Below are 15,458 nucleotides of genomic sequence, written 5' to 3'. Positions count from 1 at the left end.
GGCGGGCGTTTCGATCGGCTGCCGCCGCTCGAGTCACTTTTCTTTTGCTGGCCCAAAAGATCCCACGGGACTAGCTTCGCGTCGAAAGTAACCCAAAGAAAATGGCCTGATAACGCCCGCAGCATCGTGTTGGGATAAGCCCGAACGCTCGAGGTGCGCTGTTGTGGGACAACCTCCGAGGGTACACAGGGGGTACTTCCAAGCGCTGCGCAACGCGCCCGAATCGCTGAGGACTTAAAGCGGGGCCTCGCTGCGCATCGGCTTTGCCCTTGGTAGGCCGGTTTTCGCGGTGCACGCCACTTCTCCCTCTCCCCTTCGGGGAGAGGGTCGGGGTGAGGGGCGGGTGCTCGCGGAGGTGTAGGTATCCGAGCTTTTAAACCCAAAACCCCTGCGCCCTCATCACCATCGCCGTCAAATGCATTTCGCCGGGTATGGCGGCGGCCCGTCAACCCGCCGCCACCCCTTGTGGGAGCGCACCCTGTGCGCGACAGCAACCCACCAGGTGCCTCATTTCAAAGTCGTCGCGACCACCCCCGCATGCCCGGCTCTTGGGGCAGTCGCGCACAAGGTGCGCTCCCACAAAGAGCCGGTGTTCAGAYGCGGTACGCCACCGCCTTCATCAYCATCGACGTCAAACGCATCACGCCGGGCAAGGGGTGCGGCCCGTCAACCCGCCGCCACCCCTTGTGGGAGCGCACCCTGTGCGCGACMGCAACCCACYAGGTKCCTCATTTCAAAGTCGTCGCGACCACCCCCGCATGCCCGGCTCTTGCGGCTGTCGCGCACAGGGTGCGCTCCCACAAAGAGCCGGTGTTCAGATGCGGTACGCCACCGCCTTCATCACCATCGACGTCAAAYGCATCACGCCCGGTATCGGAAACGGCAAGTCGATGCCGCCGCGCTCGCGCGCGTTGTGTGCATGACGGATCTCATCGGCCTGCATCTGCGACAGCACGGCGCGCGAACGCTCGTCCTGGGCAGGCAGCTTGTCGAGATGCTCTTCGAGATGCGCCTCCACCTGCCGCTCCGTCTCCACCACGAAACCCAGGCTCACCGGATCACCGGCCAGTGCCGCGATCGCGCCAATGGCGTAGCTGCCGGCGTACCACAGCGGATTGAACAGGCTGGGGCGGCTGTCGAGTTCTTTCAGGCGGTCGGCGCACCAGGCCAGGTGATCGGTTTCTTCGGCGGCCGCGTGCTGGAGGTGTTCGCGGATGTCGTCGTTGCGGGCCAGGGCGGCCTGTCCGTCATACAGCGCCTGGGCGCAGACTTCGCCGGTATGGTTGATGCGCATCAGGCCCGCGGCGTGGCGGCGTTCGGCATCGTCCATATCCGCTTCATCGAAAGCATCGGCGGGCGAGGGGCGGGCCGCTTCCGGTGCGCCGGACACGGTTTCCAGCGCGCGTTCGATGCCGGACAGCAGGCGGTCGAGCGGGGAGAGCGTGCGTGCGTTCATGGCGAATTCTCCAGTTGCTGCGCGAGCAGGGTCAGCGGATGCATGGTCGGCCAGTGCTCGCCTTGCTTATCCATGCCCGCAGCCAGGTGCAGGCGACAACCGATATTGGACGACAACAGCTGCTGGGGTGCCAAGCTGGCAATTTGTCCAAGCACGCCCTCGCGCAACCGTGCCGCGCGTTCGGGAAACTCCAGCATGTGCGAGCCGGCCGCGCCGCAGCAATGGGGTGGACGCGGCACCATCGCGAGATCGAGCGAGGGCACCTGCCGCAGCAGATCCTGCAGGGCCGATTCGCTGCGGGCGACATTGATCTGAGTGCAGGGGAAATGCACGGCGACGCGGCGCTGCAGCGGACGGAAGACGAGGCGATCCCGACGCTCCGCCAACAGCGTGACCGGGTCGCTCACCGCGACATCGGGCAGGGCGCGGCGCAGGGTGCCCAGGCAGCCGGGCGTCACGCTGACCAGTTGGGTCGCGCCGGAGCGTTGCCAGCTGTCGCGCACGCGTTCGGCCAGGCGATCGGCGGTGTCCATGTCGCCGCCATGCAGGTCCATGGCGCCACAACAGAAGGCGGGCAATCGTTCCACGCGGTAGCCCGCCGCCTGGAGCAGGGTGATGGTGGCGCGTTCGGCCGCTTCGTCTTCAACGCTCGCCACGCAGCCGGGAAAGAGGGCGACGGCAGGTTGGTCGACGTCCTGGTTCTTGGGTGCTGGCGGGGCGGGCGCATGCTCCGCGTCCGACCAGGTTTCCAGCGCGGCGCGCCATGCCGACGCGGCTGGCAGGCGGTCGGCGAGTCGCTGCTTCCAGTGCGCCAGGCCGGTCGAGCCGCCCACGCGGGCCGCCAGTCTCAACAGGCTGGGTTGTTTGAGCATCGCCAGCAGCTGCTTGGGGCGTCGCGGCGACGGGCCAATCAGCGCCCGGGTCTCCACCAGCAGTTCGTCGTACTTGACGTTGGCCGGGCAGACGCGCTGGCAATTGAGACACCCCAGGCAGTGATCCAGATGGATGCGCAGGGCGTCCGTGGGCCCCGCGTCGCCCCGCGCCAGCGCGGCGGCAATGGCGATACGGCCGCGCGGAGACTCCGCTTCATTACCATCCAGACCGTAGGTCGGGCAGGTGGGAAGGCACAGGCCGCACTGCACGCACTGGTCGGCAAGAGAGGCGATCTTCTGTTTTCGAGTGTGTGGGGGCTTTTCAAGCGCCATGGTCGTCATGCTATCATTGCCAGCTCGCATCCCACCGGTCGGTGGGCTTGCGCGATTGATGAAAACTCCGTTATCATCTCGCGCCTTTGTTCCACCGATTATGTGAACCGCCCTAGAGGCGGCAGACTAGGTATTCTGAAATGAAAACGTTCAGCGCCAAGCCGGAAAGCGTCAAGCGCGATTGGTTCGTGATTGACGCCACGGACAAGACGCTCGGTCGTCTGTCGACCGAGATCGCCCGCCGTCTGCGTGGCAAGCACAAGCCGGAATTCACCCCGCACGTCGACACCGGCGATTACATCGTCGTGGTCAACGCTGAGAAGGTGGCCGTCACGGGTGCCAAGCTGGACGACAAGATGTACCACCGTTTCACCGGCTACGTCGGCAACCTCAAGACCATGAGTCTGAAGGACCTGCTCGCCACGCATCCGGAGCGTGTCATCGAAATCGCCGTCAAGGGCATGCTGCCGAAGAATCCGCTCGGCCGCGCGATGTACCGCAAGCTCAAGGTGTACGGCGGTGCCGAACATCCGCATACCGCTCAGCAGCCGCAGGCGCTGGAACTCTAAGGAATCATTATGGCGATCCAGCAGAACTACGGCACCGGCCGCCGCAAGACCTCCGCCGCTCGCGTGTTCCTGCGCAAGGGCAGTGGCGCGATCACGGTTAACGGCAAGACTCTCGACCAGTTCTTCGGTCGTGAAACCTCGCGCATGATCGTGCGTCAGCCGCTTGAGCTGATCGAAGCGACCGACAAGTTTGACGTCAACGTGACCGTCGCCGGCGGCGGCATCACCGGCCAGGCCGGTGCGATCCGCCTCGGCATCGCTCGCGCCCTGATCGAGTACGACGAAAGCCTGAAGTCCCAGCTCCGCAAGGCTGGCTTCGTGACCCGCGACGCCCGCGAGGTCGAGCGCAAGAAGGTCGGTCTGCATAAGGCCCGCCGCGCTACCCAGTTCTCGAAGCGCTAATTCTCCTCGGAGAGTTGCTTCGACGGTCCGGTGCACCAAGTCAGAGCGCACCGCTCCGCAGGGTTTTGGGAGATCGTCTAACGGTAGGACAACGGACTCTGACTCCGTTTATCTAGGTTCGAATCCTAGTCTCCCAGCCAAAATAAAAGGCCCGCCTAAATGGCGGGCCTTTTATTTTGACTGGGAGGTAGAGGACTCGGACCCCGTTCGACAAATTTGTCAGGAACAAATTTGGACAGCGCGCAGCGCTGGCCCCGTAGCGCGAAGCGCGTAGGGGTGAGCCCCATGGATGGGGCGAACAATCCCCAGGCCCCACGCAATAGAGAGCCCGCCTAACTGGCGGGCTTTTCATTTTTTTGGGAGGGTCAGGAGACGAGCGGCGAGCCCGCAAACCCGCACGCCACTATCGCGGCACCAGCATCGGAGTCGCACCGCTTACCGCGTGCCTCTGGTTAAGGCGGGTCATCACCAGAACGAGCTGTGGATTGTCGAAACTGACGTCGATGCCATCCACTGTCCTGAATGTTGGCAACGGAACCTTGGTCGCCTTCAATGGAGTCGATCCTGTAAAGACCATCCGTACCGACGGCCCAGAGTGAGCCGCCGCTGGCGGTGAGGCCAAAAAACGCTACGGTCTGCGGCAGTTGTCCACGTTTTCCACCTTTGATGGCGAACGAGGTGCTGAAGCGCTTCTCGAAGAGCGAGCGCACCTCGTCACCACACACCTCGACGATGCCCCCGCGCTCCATAACCAAATGGACGAGCCCAACGGCCACAGCATTGCATCTCGTGTTCCATGGTTCGGTGGCGATGCCGTGGACCGAATCGCATGCAGCGTTCAAAGGGCCGCTGCATAGGTCGCTGCCGTCCTTGCGCTCGATGGCGGTGACGACCCCGCTGGCTTTGTCGATACGTTGCAGTCCGCCGCCCCATTCGCCGGCATTGATGGCGACCAGCAGGGTCGTGCCAGTGTCGAGCATGGCGGTGACGCTGCCAAAAGGCAGCTCCGCGGAAAGTTTCGTGATCCGCGCCGAGCCGCTCTTTGCGAGCTGGATGACGCGTGCCGACGTCAGCAGAGTCGTGTCATCAGCGCCGCAATTCATGGCGGCCAAGCCGTCATCCTGGCGTGCCACGGTTGAGGTGGCATTCCATCTTGTTCCATCCCACTGGCGAATCGTCCAGTCACCGGTGTTGGTGCCAGTAATGACCTGAACCCCGGTACCGGTGGCGCAAACGTCAAGAACGGGCTCGGGAAAATCGAGTGTGACGCGCTTATCGGCGTCCTGAGCGATGGTCGACAGCTCCCCCGCATCGGAGAGCAGCCAAAGGCGGCCATTGGAAAAAAGCGCACGCATCAGAAAGGACTGTTGATCTTCTCGTGCCGGCTCCGTGGCTTGCGCGTGCATCGGAGTGCAGGCGATCAGCGTTGCCAACATCATCGACGCTACGGTGACCGTGGCGCCGGTGAACATGGCGAATCGGCGTGGGAAAACCATCGAGTCCATGTCGTTCCTCCCCGTTGTTTCGCCGAGGATAAGCGATTGCTAGCAGCAGGGCCGGCCGCCGTTTTGAGGCGGTGCTCGAGGGGCACTCCTTCCGCCAACGAAAAACGCCGACCCTCGGGCCGGCGTTCTTCATGACGCAGATAGTCCCGGGCAGGCAATCACATCACCCGATCACCCACCAACACCACATCCGCCGCCCGCCGCGCGAACAGGCCTACGGTGACGATGCCCGGAATCTGGTTGAGGTCATTCTCCAACCCCACCGGATCGACGATCTGCCATCCGTGCACATCGATCACCCAGTTGCCATTGTCGGTCACCACGCCATCGCGCCACACCGGCGTGCCGCCGCGCTTGACGATCTCGCGGCCCACCAGGCTGCGCGCCATCGGTATCACTTCGATCGGCAGCGGAAACTTGCCGAGCAACTGCACCTGCTTGCTCGAGTCGATGATGCACACGAACTTGGCGCTCGCTTCGGCGATGATTTTTTCGCGCGTGAGCGCAGCGCCGCCGCCCTTGATGAGGCGCTTGTGCGTATCGCACTCGTCGGCGCCATCCACGTAGAGATTCAGTGGACCGGTAGCGTTGAGGTCGAGCACCGGGATGCCCAGGCGCTTGAGGTGTGCAGTGGACTGCTCGGAGCTGGACACCGCGCCTTCGATGCGGTCCTTGAGGTCCGCGAGGGCATCGATGAAGAAGGCGACGGTGGAGCCGGTGCCGACGCCCACGATGGCTCCGTTCTCGACGTAGCGGATGGCGGCTTCGCCGGCCTGGCGTTTTTCGTTGGCGCTCATGATGTGGATCCGATAAGAGGTAAGCGTTATTCCATCGTCAGGATATGGCGCCATTCCTCGGCGCCTACCGGCATGACGGAGAGTCGGTTGCCTTTGCGCACCAGCGCCATGTCGGCGAGCGCGGGGTCGGCCTGCAGCTGCTTGAGCGTGATGGTGTGCTTGAACTTCTTGACGAACTTCACGTCCACCAGCATCCAGCGCGGATTGTCGCGCGAACTGCCGGGGTCGAAATATTTGCTCTTGGGATCGAACTGGCTCGGGTCGGGATAGGCATCCGTGGCGACTTCGGCAATGCCCACGATGCCGGGCTCGGCGCAGTTGGAGTGATAGAAGAAAACCTTGTCGCCCACGCGCATGCCGTCGCGCATGAAGTTGCGCGCCTGGTAGTTGCGCACGCCGTCCCAGTGTTCCTGGCCTTTGCGCTTGAGATCGTCGATGGAGAAAGCGTCTGGCTCCGATTTCATCAGCCAGTACTGCGTGGTTTTACTCATGCGTGCGCCTCTCCATCTTCGCGCGTGGCGTGGCAGTCGATCAGTTCGCGATCGGTGGCGATGAAATCGAGCGGCACATCCCAGGGCTCTTCATCGATCTCGGGCAGTTCCTGGAACGCATAAGCGATGCCAACCAGCAGCGGTTCGGTGGGGCGCACCTGTTCGTTGAGGAAGGCAAACGCGCGGTCGTAGTAGCCGCCACCCGTACCCAGCCGGTTGCCGCGACGATCGAAGGCGGTCAGCGGTACCAGTACAAGGTCGAGCTGGAAGGGTTCCAGCAGTTCCTTCGGCTCGGCGGGTTCGGGAATGCCGAAACGATTGGGCTGGACGGCTTCGCCCGACTGCCACGGTGCAAACCGCAACTGATGATTCGGACCGATCACCGGCAGCAGGAATTGCTGTCCCCGCGTCGCCAGCGGCGGAATGATCAGATTGAGCGGCAGTTCGCCGCCGTGGGCCCAATAACCGGCGACGCGGGCGTCGGTGAGGTATTCGGGAAGCTGATCGAGGCTGCGGCGCAGCCCCTGGGCGGCGGCGATGCGCTGGACCGGCGCCAGGGCCCGGCGCTGTTCGGCCAGTTGCCGGCGTAGTTCGCGTCGCTGGGCGTTGGCGTCCACGTTCGCGTCTCCTGCGGTGCGAGCGAGTGGCCTTTCGAACTTACGGCGCCCAAGGGCGCCGTAAGTTAAGGAATAGGTGGCGTTAACCGCGATGCCGCTGCCCACCGAACGACCTTGATCCACGATGGATCAGGTGGGAGGGCGACATGGTCTCGAGGCTTTCCGCACGCGGCGGACATGCACAACAACCGATGAAAAGCCGACCCGGGGCCGTATTTAGGAACAAGGCAAATGTAAGAGTGTGCTGGCGCACACCGCAGATAACGCCGTGACTATTTTATGGTGCCGTCGAGTGCCGCTTCAAGCTTGCGACGCAGTGCAGTAATACCGTCAGTCACGCTCTGATCAGAGCCAGTGTGCTGCTTGCGCAGCGCAAGGAACTCATGGGTGACGCTGATGGCGGCAAGTACGGCGAGACGATCGAAGCCTGGCGCCTTGGCGTTGGCACGCAATTCGCGCATCTTGCGATCGAGGTAGGCGGCCGATTCCAGCAGCCCTTCGCGCTCTTCCGGCGCGCAGGCGATCAGGAATTCGCGATCCACCAGTCGCAGGGCGACCGGTTCGTTGGCGGTGGTACCCACGCTGCTCTCAGCCATTGCTCTCAAGCGCCTTCAGTCGCTGGATCATTGCTTCGACGCGGCTGCGCGCCTGTTCGTTGCGCGCCATCAGGCCGGCCCGTTCGCTGGCCAGTTGTTCCTGGCTGTGACGCAGGCTACGGTTTTCTTCCGTAAGACGGCGTACCGCGTCGATCAGGCGATCGACCTGCTCGCCGAGTACGGCAAGCTCGTGCTTGACAGGATCTGGCTTGACGGAATCGGGCGCGCTCATGGGCCGGAACTATAGCAGGAGGTCTGGCCAAAGCAGCAGGCTCAAGGACGTTTCGGGAACCAGTGCATTAAACTGCCCGCTTGTCTTGAAGAGGAACCAGGCCATGAGTGCGAACGAGCTGATCGGCTACGACGAACTGGACGCTGCCGCCGCCCGTCTGCAGCTGGCGGAAGACGCCAGCGGCCTGCATGGATCGCTATGCGGTTTCCTGGCGGGAGGCGGTCGGATCGGGCGCCAGTCGCTGGTCGAAGCACTGCACCTGGATGCCGAAGCGGCCACCCCGTCGGCCGGTGATCAGGGCGTGCTCGATCGCCTGGTCAAGCAGACCCAGGCCGAGCTGGCCGATCCGGAACTGGGCTTCGAGCCGATGTTGCCGGCCGACGATCGTCCCTTGACCGAACGGGCCGATGCCCTGGTCGACTGGTGTCGGGGGTTTCTCGGCGGCTTCGGCCTGGCTGGTGCGGAAACGCATAGCCAGTTGTCCGAAGAGGCACAGGAAATCCTCAAGGACCTGGGCACCATCGCGGCCTCGTCGTTCGAGTTCGGCGATGAAGCCGAGGACGAGGATTCGCTGATCGAAGTGCATGAATTCGTGCGCCTTGGCGCGATGCTGTTGTTTGCCGAATGTTCCAATCGCGGCCCGAACAGCGACACCGTGCATTGACCATGTCGTCCGAGGAATACGCCCGTCGCCGCCGCCAGTTGATGCGCATGGCGGGCGATGACGCGGTGGTGCTGGTTGCCGCCGCACCTGAGCGGGTGCGCAATGCGGACGCCAACTGGCCCTACCGCCAGGACTCGGACCTGCACTATCTCTCGGGTTTCCCCGAGCCCGAAGCGGTGCTCGCCCTGATGCCGGGGCGAAAGCACGGGGAGGCCGTGCTGTTCTGTCGCGAGCGCGATGAAGAACATGAGCGCTGGCACGGCGAGTCCATCGGCACCGACCGCGCCGTCAGCGAGCACGGCATGGACGACGCGTTTCCCATCGACGATATCGACGACATCCTGCCCGGCATGATCGAGGGCAGGGCGCGCGTGTACTGCCATTTCGGCCGCGAGCCGGAGTTCGATGCCCACCTGCTGGGCTGGATGCGTCGCCTGCGCCAGTTGCGCGGCGGCGGTGTGGTGCCGAAGGAATTCGTCGCGCTGGGGCACCTGCTGCACGATCTTCGCCTGTACAAATCGCGTGGCGAGCTGAAGCTGATGCGTTCGTCCGCCAACATCGCGGCCGAAGCACATCGGGCGGCGATGCACGCGGCCATCGCCGGGCGCCATGAATACGAAGTCGAGGCGGAAATTCTCCGCGTGATGCGCCGTCACGGCGCGGTTCCCGCCTTTCCGCCCATCGTGGCCAGCGGCGCCAATGCCTGCGTGATGCACTACACCGCCAACCGCGCCGTGCTGCACGATGGCGATCTGTTGCTGGTGGATGCGGGCGCCGAAGTGGACTGCTATGCCTCCGACATCACGCGCACTTTTCCCATCAGTGGTCGTTACAGCCGCGAACAGCGGGCGCTGTACGAAGTGGTGCTGGCGGCGCAGCTGGCGGCGATCGACGAAGTGCTGCCGGGGCGCGCGTTCAATGCAGCGCACGAAGCCGCCGTGCGGGTGATCTGCGAAGGCTTGTGCGCGCTGGGTCTGCTCAAAGGTTCGGCCGACGACGCCATCGCCGAAGGGAGCTACAAGCGCTTCTTTCCGGCTAAAACAGGCCACTGGCTGGGCCTGGACGTGCATGACGTGGGCGACTACCGCGTCGATGGCGAGCCCCGCGTGCTCGAACCCGGCATGGTGGTGACGGTGGAGCCGGGCATTTACGTGCCGCCGGGCGATTTCACCGTGGCCGAGCGCTGGCGCGGCATCGGCATCCGCATCGAAGACGATGTGGCGGTGGTCAAGGAAGGCAATGACGTGCTGACGCGTGACGTGCCCAAGGATGCGGATGAGATCGAGGCCTTGCTGGCCTCGCGTTGACCGACCTACCTCTGTGGGAGCGCACCCTGTGCGCGACTGCCGCGGCATGCAAGCTCGACGCAGTCGCGCACAGGGTGCGCTCCCACCATAGAATCACTTCCTCACTTGCCGGCCGGACGCGGCTCCTTGCGCTGATGCGCCTCATCGTCCGCGTGCACCTCGTACCACATCGCGTTGAGGATGCCGAACGCGCAGGCAAGGCCAAGGCCGAGCATCCAGGAGAAATACCACATGGCGTCGTTCCTCTCTCAGTAAGTGCTGCCGGAATGGCGCACGTGCTCCAGCGTCACGCGACCGCGCATCACGTGGTACACCCAGCTGGTGTAGATGATGATCAGCGGCATGAAGATCAGCGTCATCGCCAGCATCAGGCCCAGCGTGCCCTTGCTCGACGAGGCATCCCACACGGTAAGGCTGGAACGCGGATCCAGCCGAGAAGGCAGCAGGAACGGAAACAGCGCGAACCCGGCGGAAAGTATCGTGCCCGCCACCATCAGGCTGCTCCACAGGAAGCCGCCCAAGCCCTTCTTGCCGACCGTGAGCTGCACGCCGATCGCGCCGGCGAAAGCAACCACCGGGGCGAGCCAGAACGAGGGATGCTGCAGGTAGCTGGCAAACCAGCTGCTGCCGTGCGCAACCTGCTTGAACAGGGGGTTGGACACGCCGTCGGTCACCACCGGCCCCACGATCGCGTAACCCGCCACGCCGTAAGCGAGCCAGATGCCGGCCGCGACGTAGACCACTACATAGGCCAGCGTGGCCCAGCGCGCGACGCGCACCGCACGATCAGCGACCACATGGTCGGCCTTGTAGGCCGCCCAGCAGGCGCCGTGCGCCAGCAGCATGCTCAGCGAGACGAGACCGGCCATCAGCGCGAAGGGATGCAGCAGCTCGAAGAAGCTGCCGTGCCAGGTCATGCGCAAGTCGTTGTCGAACTGGAACGGTGCGCCCAGGAACAAGTTGCCGAAGGCCACGCCGGAAATCAGCATCACCACGATGCCCGACGTCGTCAGCACGCCATCCCACAGCGTACGCCAGCGCGGATCGTGCACCTTCCCGCGGAAGTTGAAGCCCACCGGCCGCAAGATCAGCGCGAGCAGCACCAGGAAGATCGCCAGGTACATGCCCGAGAACGACACCGCATACAGCTGCGGCCACGCGGCAAAAGCCGCACCGCCGCCGAGCACGAACCACACCTGATTGCCTTCCCAGGTGGGCTCGATGGTTTCCAGCATCACCAGTCGTTCGTCTTCGGTTTTGCCCAGCACGCGCAGCAGCGCGGCGATGCCGAAGTCAAAGCCATCCATGATGGCGAAGCCGATCAGCAAGACGCCGAGCAAGGCCCACCAGATCACGCGTAGCGTTTCATAGTCGAACATGACGTTCTCCTCAGGCGCCTGCGTGGGCGGCAACGTTGGTGATGGGCGGCACGGGTTCGGACGGTGGCCACAAGCCAAGGCCATCCGGCCCCTTCTTCGCGTACTTCACCATCAGCACGGCGTCGATGATGGCCAGCACGCTGTAGAACAGCACGAAGCCGCCCAGCGAGGTCCACACCTGTCCCGTGGTGACGCTGGACACGCCCAGCGCAGTCGGCAGTACGCCTTCGATCGCCCAAGGCTGACGCCCGTATTCGGCCACGATCCAGCCCAGCTCGGTGGAAATCCACGGCAGCGGCAGGCTCCACAGCGCCAGCTTCAGATACCAGCGACGCTTGTCGAGCTGGCGCTTGCTCGCCTGCCAGAACGAGAACGCGAACAGTACAATGAAATAGAAGCCCAGGCCGACCATGATGCGGAACGACCAGAACAACACCGGCACATTCGGAATGGTGCTTTCCGCCGCCTTCTGGATATCCGCCGGCGTCGCCTTGCGCGGGTCGTCCATGAAGCGCTTGAGCAGCAGGGCGTAGCCCATGTCTTTGTCGTGGGCTGTGAGGATGGCCTGGGCCTGCGCGTTGTTCTTGTCGTCGCGCAGGACCAGCATCGCGTCATAGGCCTGGATGCCGGTGTTGATGCGGCCCTTGGTGTCTTCCACCAGGTTGACGATGCCGGGGATCGGTTTGTCGATCGAACGCGTGCCGATCAAGCCCATCACCCACGGAATGCGCAGGGCGTAGTGGGTGGTGTGGTTCTCCACATCCGGCAGGCCAAACAAGGTGAACGATGCGGGTGCTGGTTCGGTTTCCCACATGGCCTCGATGGCGGCCATCTTCATCTTCTGGTTTTCCGATACGGCGTAACCGGACTCATCGCCCAGCACCACCACGGAGAGCGCCGCGGCCAGTCCAAAACTCGCCGCCACCGTCATCGAGCGCTTGGCAAAATCCACGTTGCGACCGCGCAGCAGATACCAGGCGCTGATGGAGAGCACGAACATCGAACCGATGACGTAGCCGGCACTCACCGTGTGCACGAACTTGGCCTGCGCCACCGGGTTGAACATCACCTCGCTAAACGAAGTCACCTCCATGCGCATGGTCTGCACGTTGAACGCCGAACCCACGGGATTCTGCATCCAGCCATTGGCGATCAGGATCCATAGCGCGGAGAGGTTGGTGGCAAACGCGAGGAACCAGGTGGTGAGCAGGTGCGCCATGCGCGACATGCGGTCCCAGCCCACGAAGAACAGGCCGACCAGGGTCGCTTCCAGGAAGAACGCCATCAGGCCTTCGATGGCCAGCGGCGTGCCGAAGACATCGCCCACGTAGTGCGCGTAGTACGCCCAGTTCATGCCGAACTGGAATTCCATGGTGACGCCGGTGGCGACGCCCATGGCGAAGTTGATGCCGAACAGCACGCCCCAGAACTGCACCATGCGCTTCCAGACTTCGCGCCCGGTCATCACGTAGACGGCTTCCATGATGGCCAGCATCCACACAAGGCCGAGCGTGAGCGGTACGAACAGGAAGTGATAGAGCGCAGTCAGCGCGAACTGCAGGCGTGAGAGCGTGACGACCTCGGGATCGATGATCATGGGCTGCCTGCTTGCGATGAGGAAGAAGAGGACGCCGGCGCGAGCAGATGCTCGATGGCGGCGGGACGGGTATCAGGGCGTGTGTAATGCGCGGCGACCGCCCACCAGACCAGCGAAATGAACACGATCTTGGCGAGCACCAACACGATCAGCTTGCGCGCCAGGCGACGCAGCGGCGGCTTCGGCAGGTCAACGGGAGCCGACACCGGCACGACCGGTTCGGCGGACGGCATGGACATGCAGCAAGCCCCTAGCTGTACCTTGAGGCGAGCATACGCAACCCATGTGAAGTTGTCGTGCGGAGGGTTGCCGCAGCGGCGGATCGCCGCCGGGACGCCGTGCCGCATTGCGCGGGCGGCGCCTTGATGTAGGCAGCTTCAGCAGGGCCCGCCATCGCGTGGCGGGCCCTGGCAACCGGCGAAAGCGTCAGCCGATCAGCGCGAAGGCATCGCGGGTGAGGTTCTCGGGGTCGGCGTCGGTGCAGACCACGTCGTCTTCGATCCGGATGCCGCCGTAGGGGCGGAAGCGATCCACGCGGGCCCAATCGATGTCGCTGGCCACCGGCTTGGCGCGCAACTCTTCCAGCAGCATGTCGATGAAGTACAGGCCTGGCTCGATCGTGACCACCATGCCCGCTTCGAGCACACGCGTCATGCGCAGATAAGGATGGCCTTGCGGGCGGGCGATCGTGCCGCCGGTTTCGGACGCCTGGAAACCGGCGACATCGTGCACCTGCAGGCCAATAGGGTGGCCCAGGCCATGCGGGAAGAACGCTGAGGTGACGCCCGACGCCACCGCGCTTTCCGCACTCATGCGCACGATGCCGTGCTCGCGCAGTACCTCGGCCAGCACGTGATGCGCGTGGATATGTAGTTCCGGATAGCTCTGGCCCGCGCGCACCTTCGCGGCAAAACCCCGCTGCGCTACATCGACGCTGTCGATCAGCGCCTGAAATTCGGCATGGCCTTTCGCGGCGTACGTGCGCGTGATGTCGCTGGCGTAACCCGCAGCGCTGGCGCCGGCGTCGATCAGAAAAGAGCGGCTTTGTGCCGGCGGCTGGCGGTCGAAGTGCGTGTAATGCAGCACGGCGCCGTGCTCATTGAGGCCCACGATGCTGGAGTAAGGCAGCTCGGCGTCGTTCTGGCGCGCGGCGGCGAGATAGGCGAGGTGGATGCCAAACTCGCTCTCGCCGGCGCGAAACGCCTGCTCTGCCGCGTGATGAGCACGCGCGCCGATGCGGCTTGCTTCGCGCATCAGTTCCAGTTCGTAAGGGGTCTTGTAGGAGCGGTGCCAGTGCAGGTAGTCGAGCACCGCCTGCGGGTTGTTCGCCTCGGCGCCGGGCACGCTCGGACACTCCGGTCCCAGGATGGCGCGACGGGTCTTGGCATCCGGCAGCAGCGACACGGCGTCGGTTGCTTCGCGCACGATCTCGATGTCGAAATGTTCCACCCAGTAGCCACTCGGCGCGGCCGGCACGACGTGCCAGTAATCCCTGGGCTGCAGGAAGATCAGCTTCGGCCTCTGTCCGGGCGTGTAGACGATCCAGCTCCCCGGCGTGTCCGTGAGCGGCAGCCAGTGGCGGAAATGCGGATTGGCGACGAAAGGGTAGTCCTGGTCGTCCAGAAACTTGCGCAACGGCGTCCCCGCTGCGATCACCAGGTGATCGAATCCGCCACCCAGGGCAAGCGCTTTGTCGGCACGGTCGCGCAGCGCGGCGAGGTGCTGGGGATAGAGCGAGGCGAGACGGTCGTGCATGGTGACTCCGGGAGGCGGCGCCTGGCGGTGTTTGGGCCGGGCGGGTGGGGTAGAGAGACATGATGGCGCGGAGGGGAGGGGATCGCTAGTTGGGGGGGGCTGACGCTTTCGTCCCGTCCACACGCACACCCCCGGTTCTTGCTCGTTGTCCTGCGCAGGCTGGGTTCTTTTGATCGTCATCCCGGCGTAGGCCGGAGGCGCTCTTCAACAGCCGAATGGCTGGTCATCCAGAGCCTCGGTGTTTGGTTTTAGCGATACGGCGATCTGGCTCGCCTGCCGCGGGCTTCCGTCCTCCTGCCGGAGGCCGGGTTACTTTTCTTTGCTTGCCCAAAGAAAAGTAACCAAAAGAAAGGGCCCCCCGGATGACGCGCCTTCCGGGCCGTTGGCCCTCCAGGTGCGCGCTCGGGTTACGGGGTTTTTCGACAGGACGTCCCTGTCCTGTCGAAAAACTGGCCGCATCCATGCGGCCACCCTTCGGGCTTTCCTCCACCCGCCCGCCGCGTCATACGGGGACCCCGAGATCAAGAGCCGCATCAAGAGCCACGCGACTTCTGACGCTGTTGGGCCGCTCTTTTGTAGGAGCGCACTTGTGCGCGACCAGCCGACGGAGCGGTGCATCCAGGTGGTGCGGTCGCGCACAAGTGCGCTCCTACAAGGGGGACGCAGGTCCGTGGATGGCGGATCAATCTTGCCGGTCGGCTCTTCTGTGGGAGCGCACCCTGTGCGCGACAAACCTACGGAGCGGTATACCCAGGCGTGGCTGTCGCGCACAGGGTGCGCTCCCACAGACAAGAAGGCGCGGCAAGGAAAAGGCGGGACGATCAAAGCCGATGCGCAGCGAGACCCCGCTTTAAGTCCTCAGCGATTCGGGCGCGTTGCGCAGCGC

Annotated in this window: 17 protein-coding genes, 1 tRNA gene and 1 other RNA gene; 5 read left to right on the top strand and 14 right to left on the bottom strand. The window is 64.2% G+C overall.

Annotation, left to right across the window (positions count from 1 at the left end; translation table 11 throughout):
* Positions 1-814: 814 nt before the first annotated feature.
* Positions 815-1,456, bottom strand: a complete 642-nt coding sequence (coq7, locus tag AB4Y82_RS20885; protein ID WP_441611655.1) for a 2-polyprenyl-3-methyl-6-methoxy-1,4-benzoquinone monooxygenase — start codon at positions 1,454-1,456, stop codon at positions 815-817.
* The gene (locus AB4Y82_RS20880; protein WP_441605649.1) at positions 1,453-2,661 is read right to left on the bottom strand and encodes a (Fe-S)-binding protein; all 1,209 of its coding nucleotides are present in this window, start codon (positions 2,659-2,661) and stop codon (positions 1,453-1,455) included. Before AB4Y82_RS20880 ends, coq7 begins: the two co-directional genes overlap by 4 nt.
* A gap of 140 nt (positions 2,662-2,801) precedes the next feature.
* Between AB4Y82_RS20880 and rplM the strand changes: the two genes are divergently transcribed.
* The 3 genes from rplM to AB4Y82_RS20865 all read left to right on the top strand — a co-directional run bounded on the left by rplM (position 2,802) and on the right by AB4Y82_RS20865 (position 3,772).
* The gene (gene rplM, locus AB4Y82_RS20875) at positions 2,802-3,230 is read left to right on the top strand and encodes a 50S ribosomal protein L13 (RefSeq protein ID WP_046972628.1); all 429 of its coding nucleotides are present in this window, start codon (positions 2,802-2,804) and stop codon (positions 3,228-3,230) included.
* 9 nt (positions 3,231-3,239) lie between these two features.
* Entirely contained in the window at positions 3,240-3,632 is a 393-nt protein-coding gene (gene rpsI / locus AB4Y82_RS20870; protein WP_046972627.1) for a 30S ribosomal protein S9, read from the top strand.
* Between the two features lie 66 nt (positions 3,633-3,698).
* Positions 3,699-3,772: transfer RNA gene (locus tag AB4Y82_RS20865), tRNA-Gln, on the top strand.
* Positions 3,773-4,084: 312 nt separating this feature from the next.
* On the opposite strand, the gene AB4Y82_RS20860 is transcribed toward AB4Y82_RS20865, so the two are convergent.
* The 7 genes from AB4Y82_RS20860 to AB4Y82_RS20830 all read right to left on the bottom strand — a co-directional run bounded on the left by AB4Y82_RS20860 (position 4,085) and on the right by AB4Y82_RS20830 (position 7,870).
* Positions 4,085-5,137, bottom strand: a complete 1,053-nt coding sequence (locus tag AB4Y82_RS20860) for a hypothetical protein (RefSeq protein ID WP_441605648.1) — start codon at positions 5,135-5,137, stop codon at positions 4,085-4,087.
* A gap of 158 nt (positions 5,138-5,295) precedes the next feature.
* Entirely contained in the window at positions 5,296-5,934 is a 639-nt protein-coding gene (rpiA, locus tag AB4Y82_RS20855) for a ribose-5-phosphate isomerase RpiA (RefSeq protein WP_441605647.1), read from the bottom strand.
* Positions 5,935-5,960: 26 nt separating this feature from the next.
* Positions 5,961-6,425 carry an EVE domain-containing protein gene (locus AB4Y82_RS20850; RefSeq protein WP_441605646.1) on the bottom strand — a complete coding sequence of 155 codons (465 nt, stop codon included), beginning with the start codon at positions 6,423-6,425 and terminating at the stop codon, positions 5,961-5,963.
* Positions 6,422-7,042, bottom strand: coding sequence for a 5-formyltetrahydrofolate cyclo-ligase (locus tag AB4Y82_RS20845; RefSeq protein WP_441605645.1), 621 nt, complete (start codon positions 7,040-7,042; stop codon positions 6,422-6,424). Before AB4Y82_RS20845 ends, AB4Y82_RS20850 begins: the two co-directional genes overlap by 4 nt.
* Positions 7,043-7,121: 79 nt before the next feature.
* A non-coding RNA gene (ssrS, locus tag AB4Y82_RS20840) (6S RNA) lies at positions 7,122-7,308 on the bottom strand.
* Positions 7,309-7,314: 6 nt separating this feature from the next.
* Positions 7,315-7,638, bottom strand: coding sequence for a cell division protein ZapA (locus AB4Y82_RS20835; RefSeq protein ID WP_441605644.1), 324 nt, complete (start codon positions 7,636-7,638; stop codon positions 7,315-7,317).
* Positions 7,631-7,870 (bottom strand): TIGR02449 family protein, encoded by a 240-nt coding sequence (locus tag AB4Y82_RS20830; RefSeq protein WP_441605643.1) that lies wholly within the window; start codon positions 7,868-7,870, stop codon positions 7,631-7,633. Before AB4Y82_RS20830 ends, AB4Y82_RS20835 begins: the two co-directional genes overlap by 8 nt.
* A gap of 103 nt (positions 7,871-7,973) precedes the next feature.
* On the opposite strand from AB4Y82_RS20830, the gene AB4Y82_RS20825 reads away from it, so the two are divergent.
* Both AB4Y82_RS20825 and AB4Y82_RS20820 read left to right on the top strand, forming a co-directional pair.
* Positions 7,974-8,534 carry a UPF0149 family protein gene (locus AB4Y82_RS20825; protein WP_441611653.1) on the top strand — a complete coding sequence of 187 codons (561 nt, stop codon included), beginning with the start codon at positions 7,974-7,976 and terminating at the stop codon, positions 8,532-8,534.
* A 2-nt stretch (positions 8,535-8,536) separates the two neighbouring features.
* Positions 8,537-9,841: an aminopeptidase P N-terminal domain-containing protein gene (locus tag AB4Y82_RS20820; protein WP_441605641.1), complete on the top strand. Its 1,305-nt coding sequence runs from the start codon at positions 8,537-8,539 to the stop codon at positions 9,839-9,841.
* 101 nt (positions 9,842-9,942) lie between these two features.
* On the opposite strand, the gene cydX is transcribed toward AB4Y82_RS20820, so the two are convergent.
* From cydX to pepQ, 5 genes are all read right to left on the bottom strand, one after another.
* Complete coding sequence (cydX, locus tag AB4Y82_RS20815) at positions 9,943-10,074, bottom strand: cytochrome bd-I oxidase subunit CydX (RefSeq protein ID WP_121882642.1); 132 nt, start codon at positions 10,072-10,074, stop codon at positions 9,943-9,945.
* A 15-nt stretch (positions 10,075-10,089) separates the two neighbouring features.
* Entirely contained in the window at positions 10,090-11,220 is a 1,131-nt protein-coding gene (gene cydB / locus AB4Y82_RS20810; protein WP_441611651.1) for a cytochrome d ubiquinol oxidase subunit II, read from the bottom strand.
* A gap of 10 nt (positions 11,221-11,230) precedes the next feature.
* Positions 11,231-12,817 (bottom strand): cytochrome ubiquinol oxidase subunit I, encoded by a 1,587-nt coding sequence (locus AB4Y82_RS20805; RefSeq protein ID WP_441605639.1) that lies wholly within the window; start codon positions 12,815-12,817, stop codon positions 11,231-11,233.
* Entirely contained in the window at positions 12,814-13,056 is a 243-nt protein-coding gene (locus AB4Y82_RS20800; protein WP_441605638.1) for a hypothetical protein, read from the bottom strand. The genes AB4Y82_RS20805 and AB4Y82_RS20800 overlap by 4 nt, the downstream gene beginning before the upstream one ends.
* Before the next feature lie 187 nt (positions 13,057-13,243).
* Positions 13,244-14,572 (bottom strand): Xaa-Pro dipeptidase, encoded by a 1,329-nt coding sequence (pepQ, locus tag AB4Y82_RS20795; RefSeq protein WP_441605637.1) that lies wholly within the window; start codon positions 14,570-14,572, stop codon positions 13,244-13,246.
* Positions 14,573-15,458 lie beyond the last annotated feature (886 nt).

The sequence above is a fragment of the Dyella sp. 2YAF14 genome (assembly GCF_052114725.1).
In the GTDB taxonomy this organism is placed as follows: Bacteria; Pseudomonadota; Gammaproteobacteria; order Xanthomonadales; family Rhodanobacteraceae; genus Dyella.
Note: the sequence above shows the minus strand (reverse complement) of the source record. Positions and strands in the feature narration are given on the sequence as shown.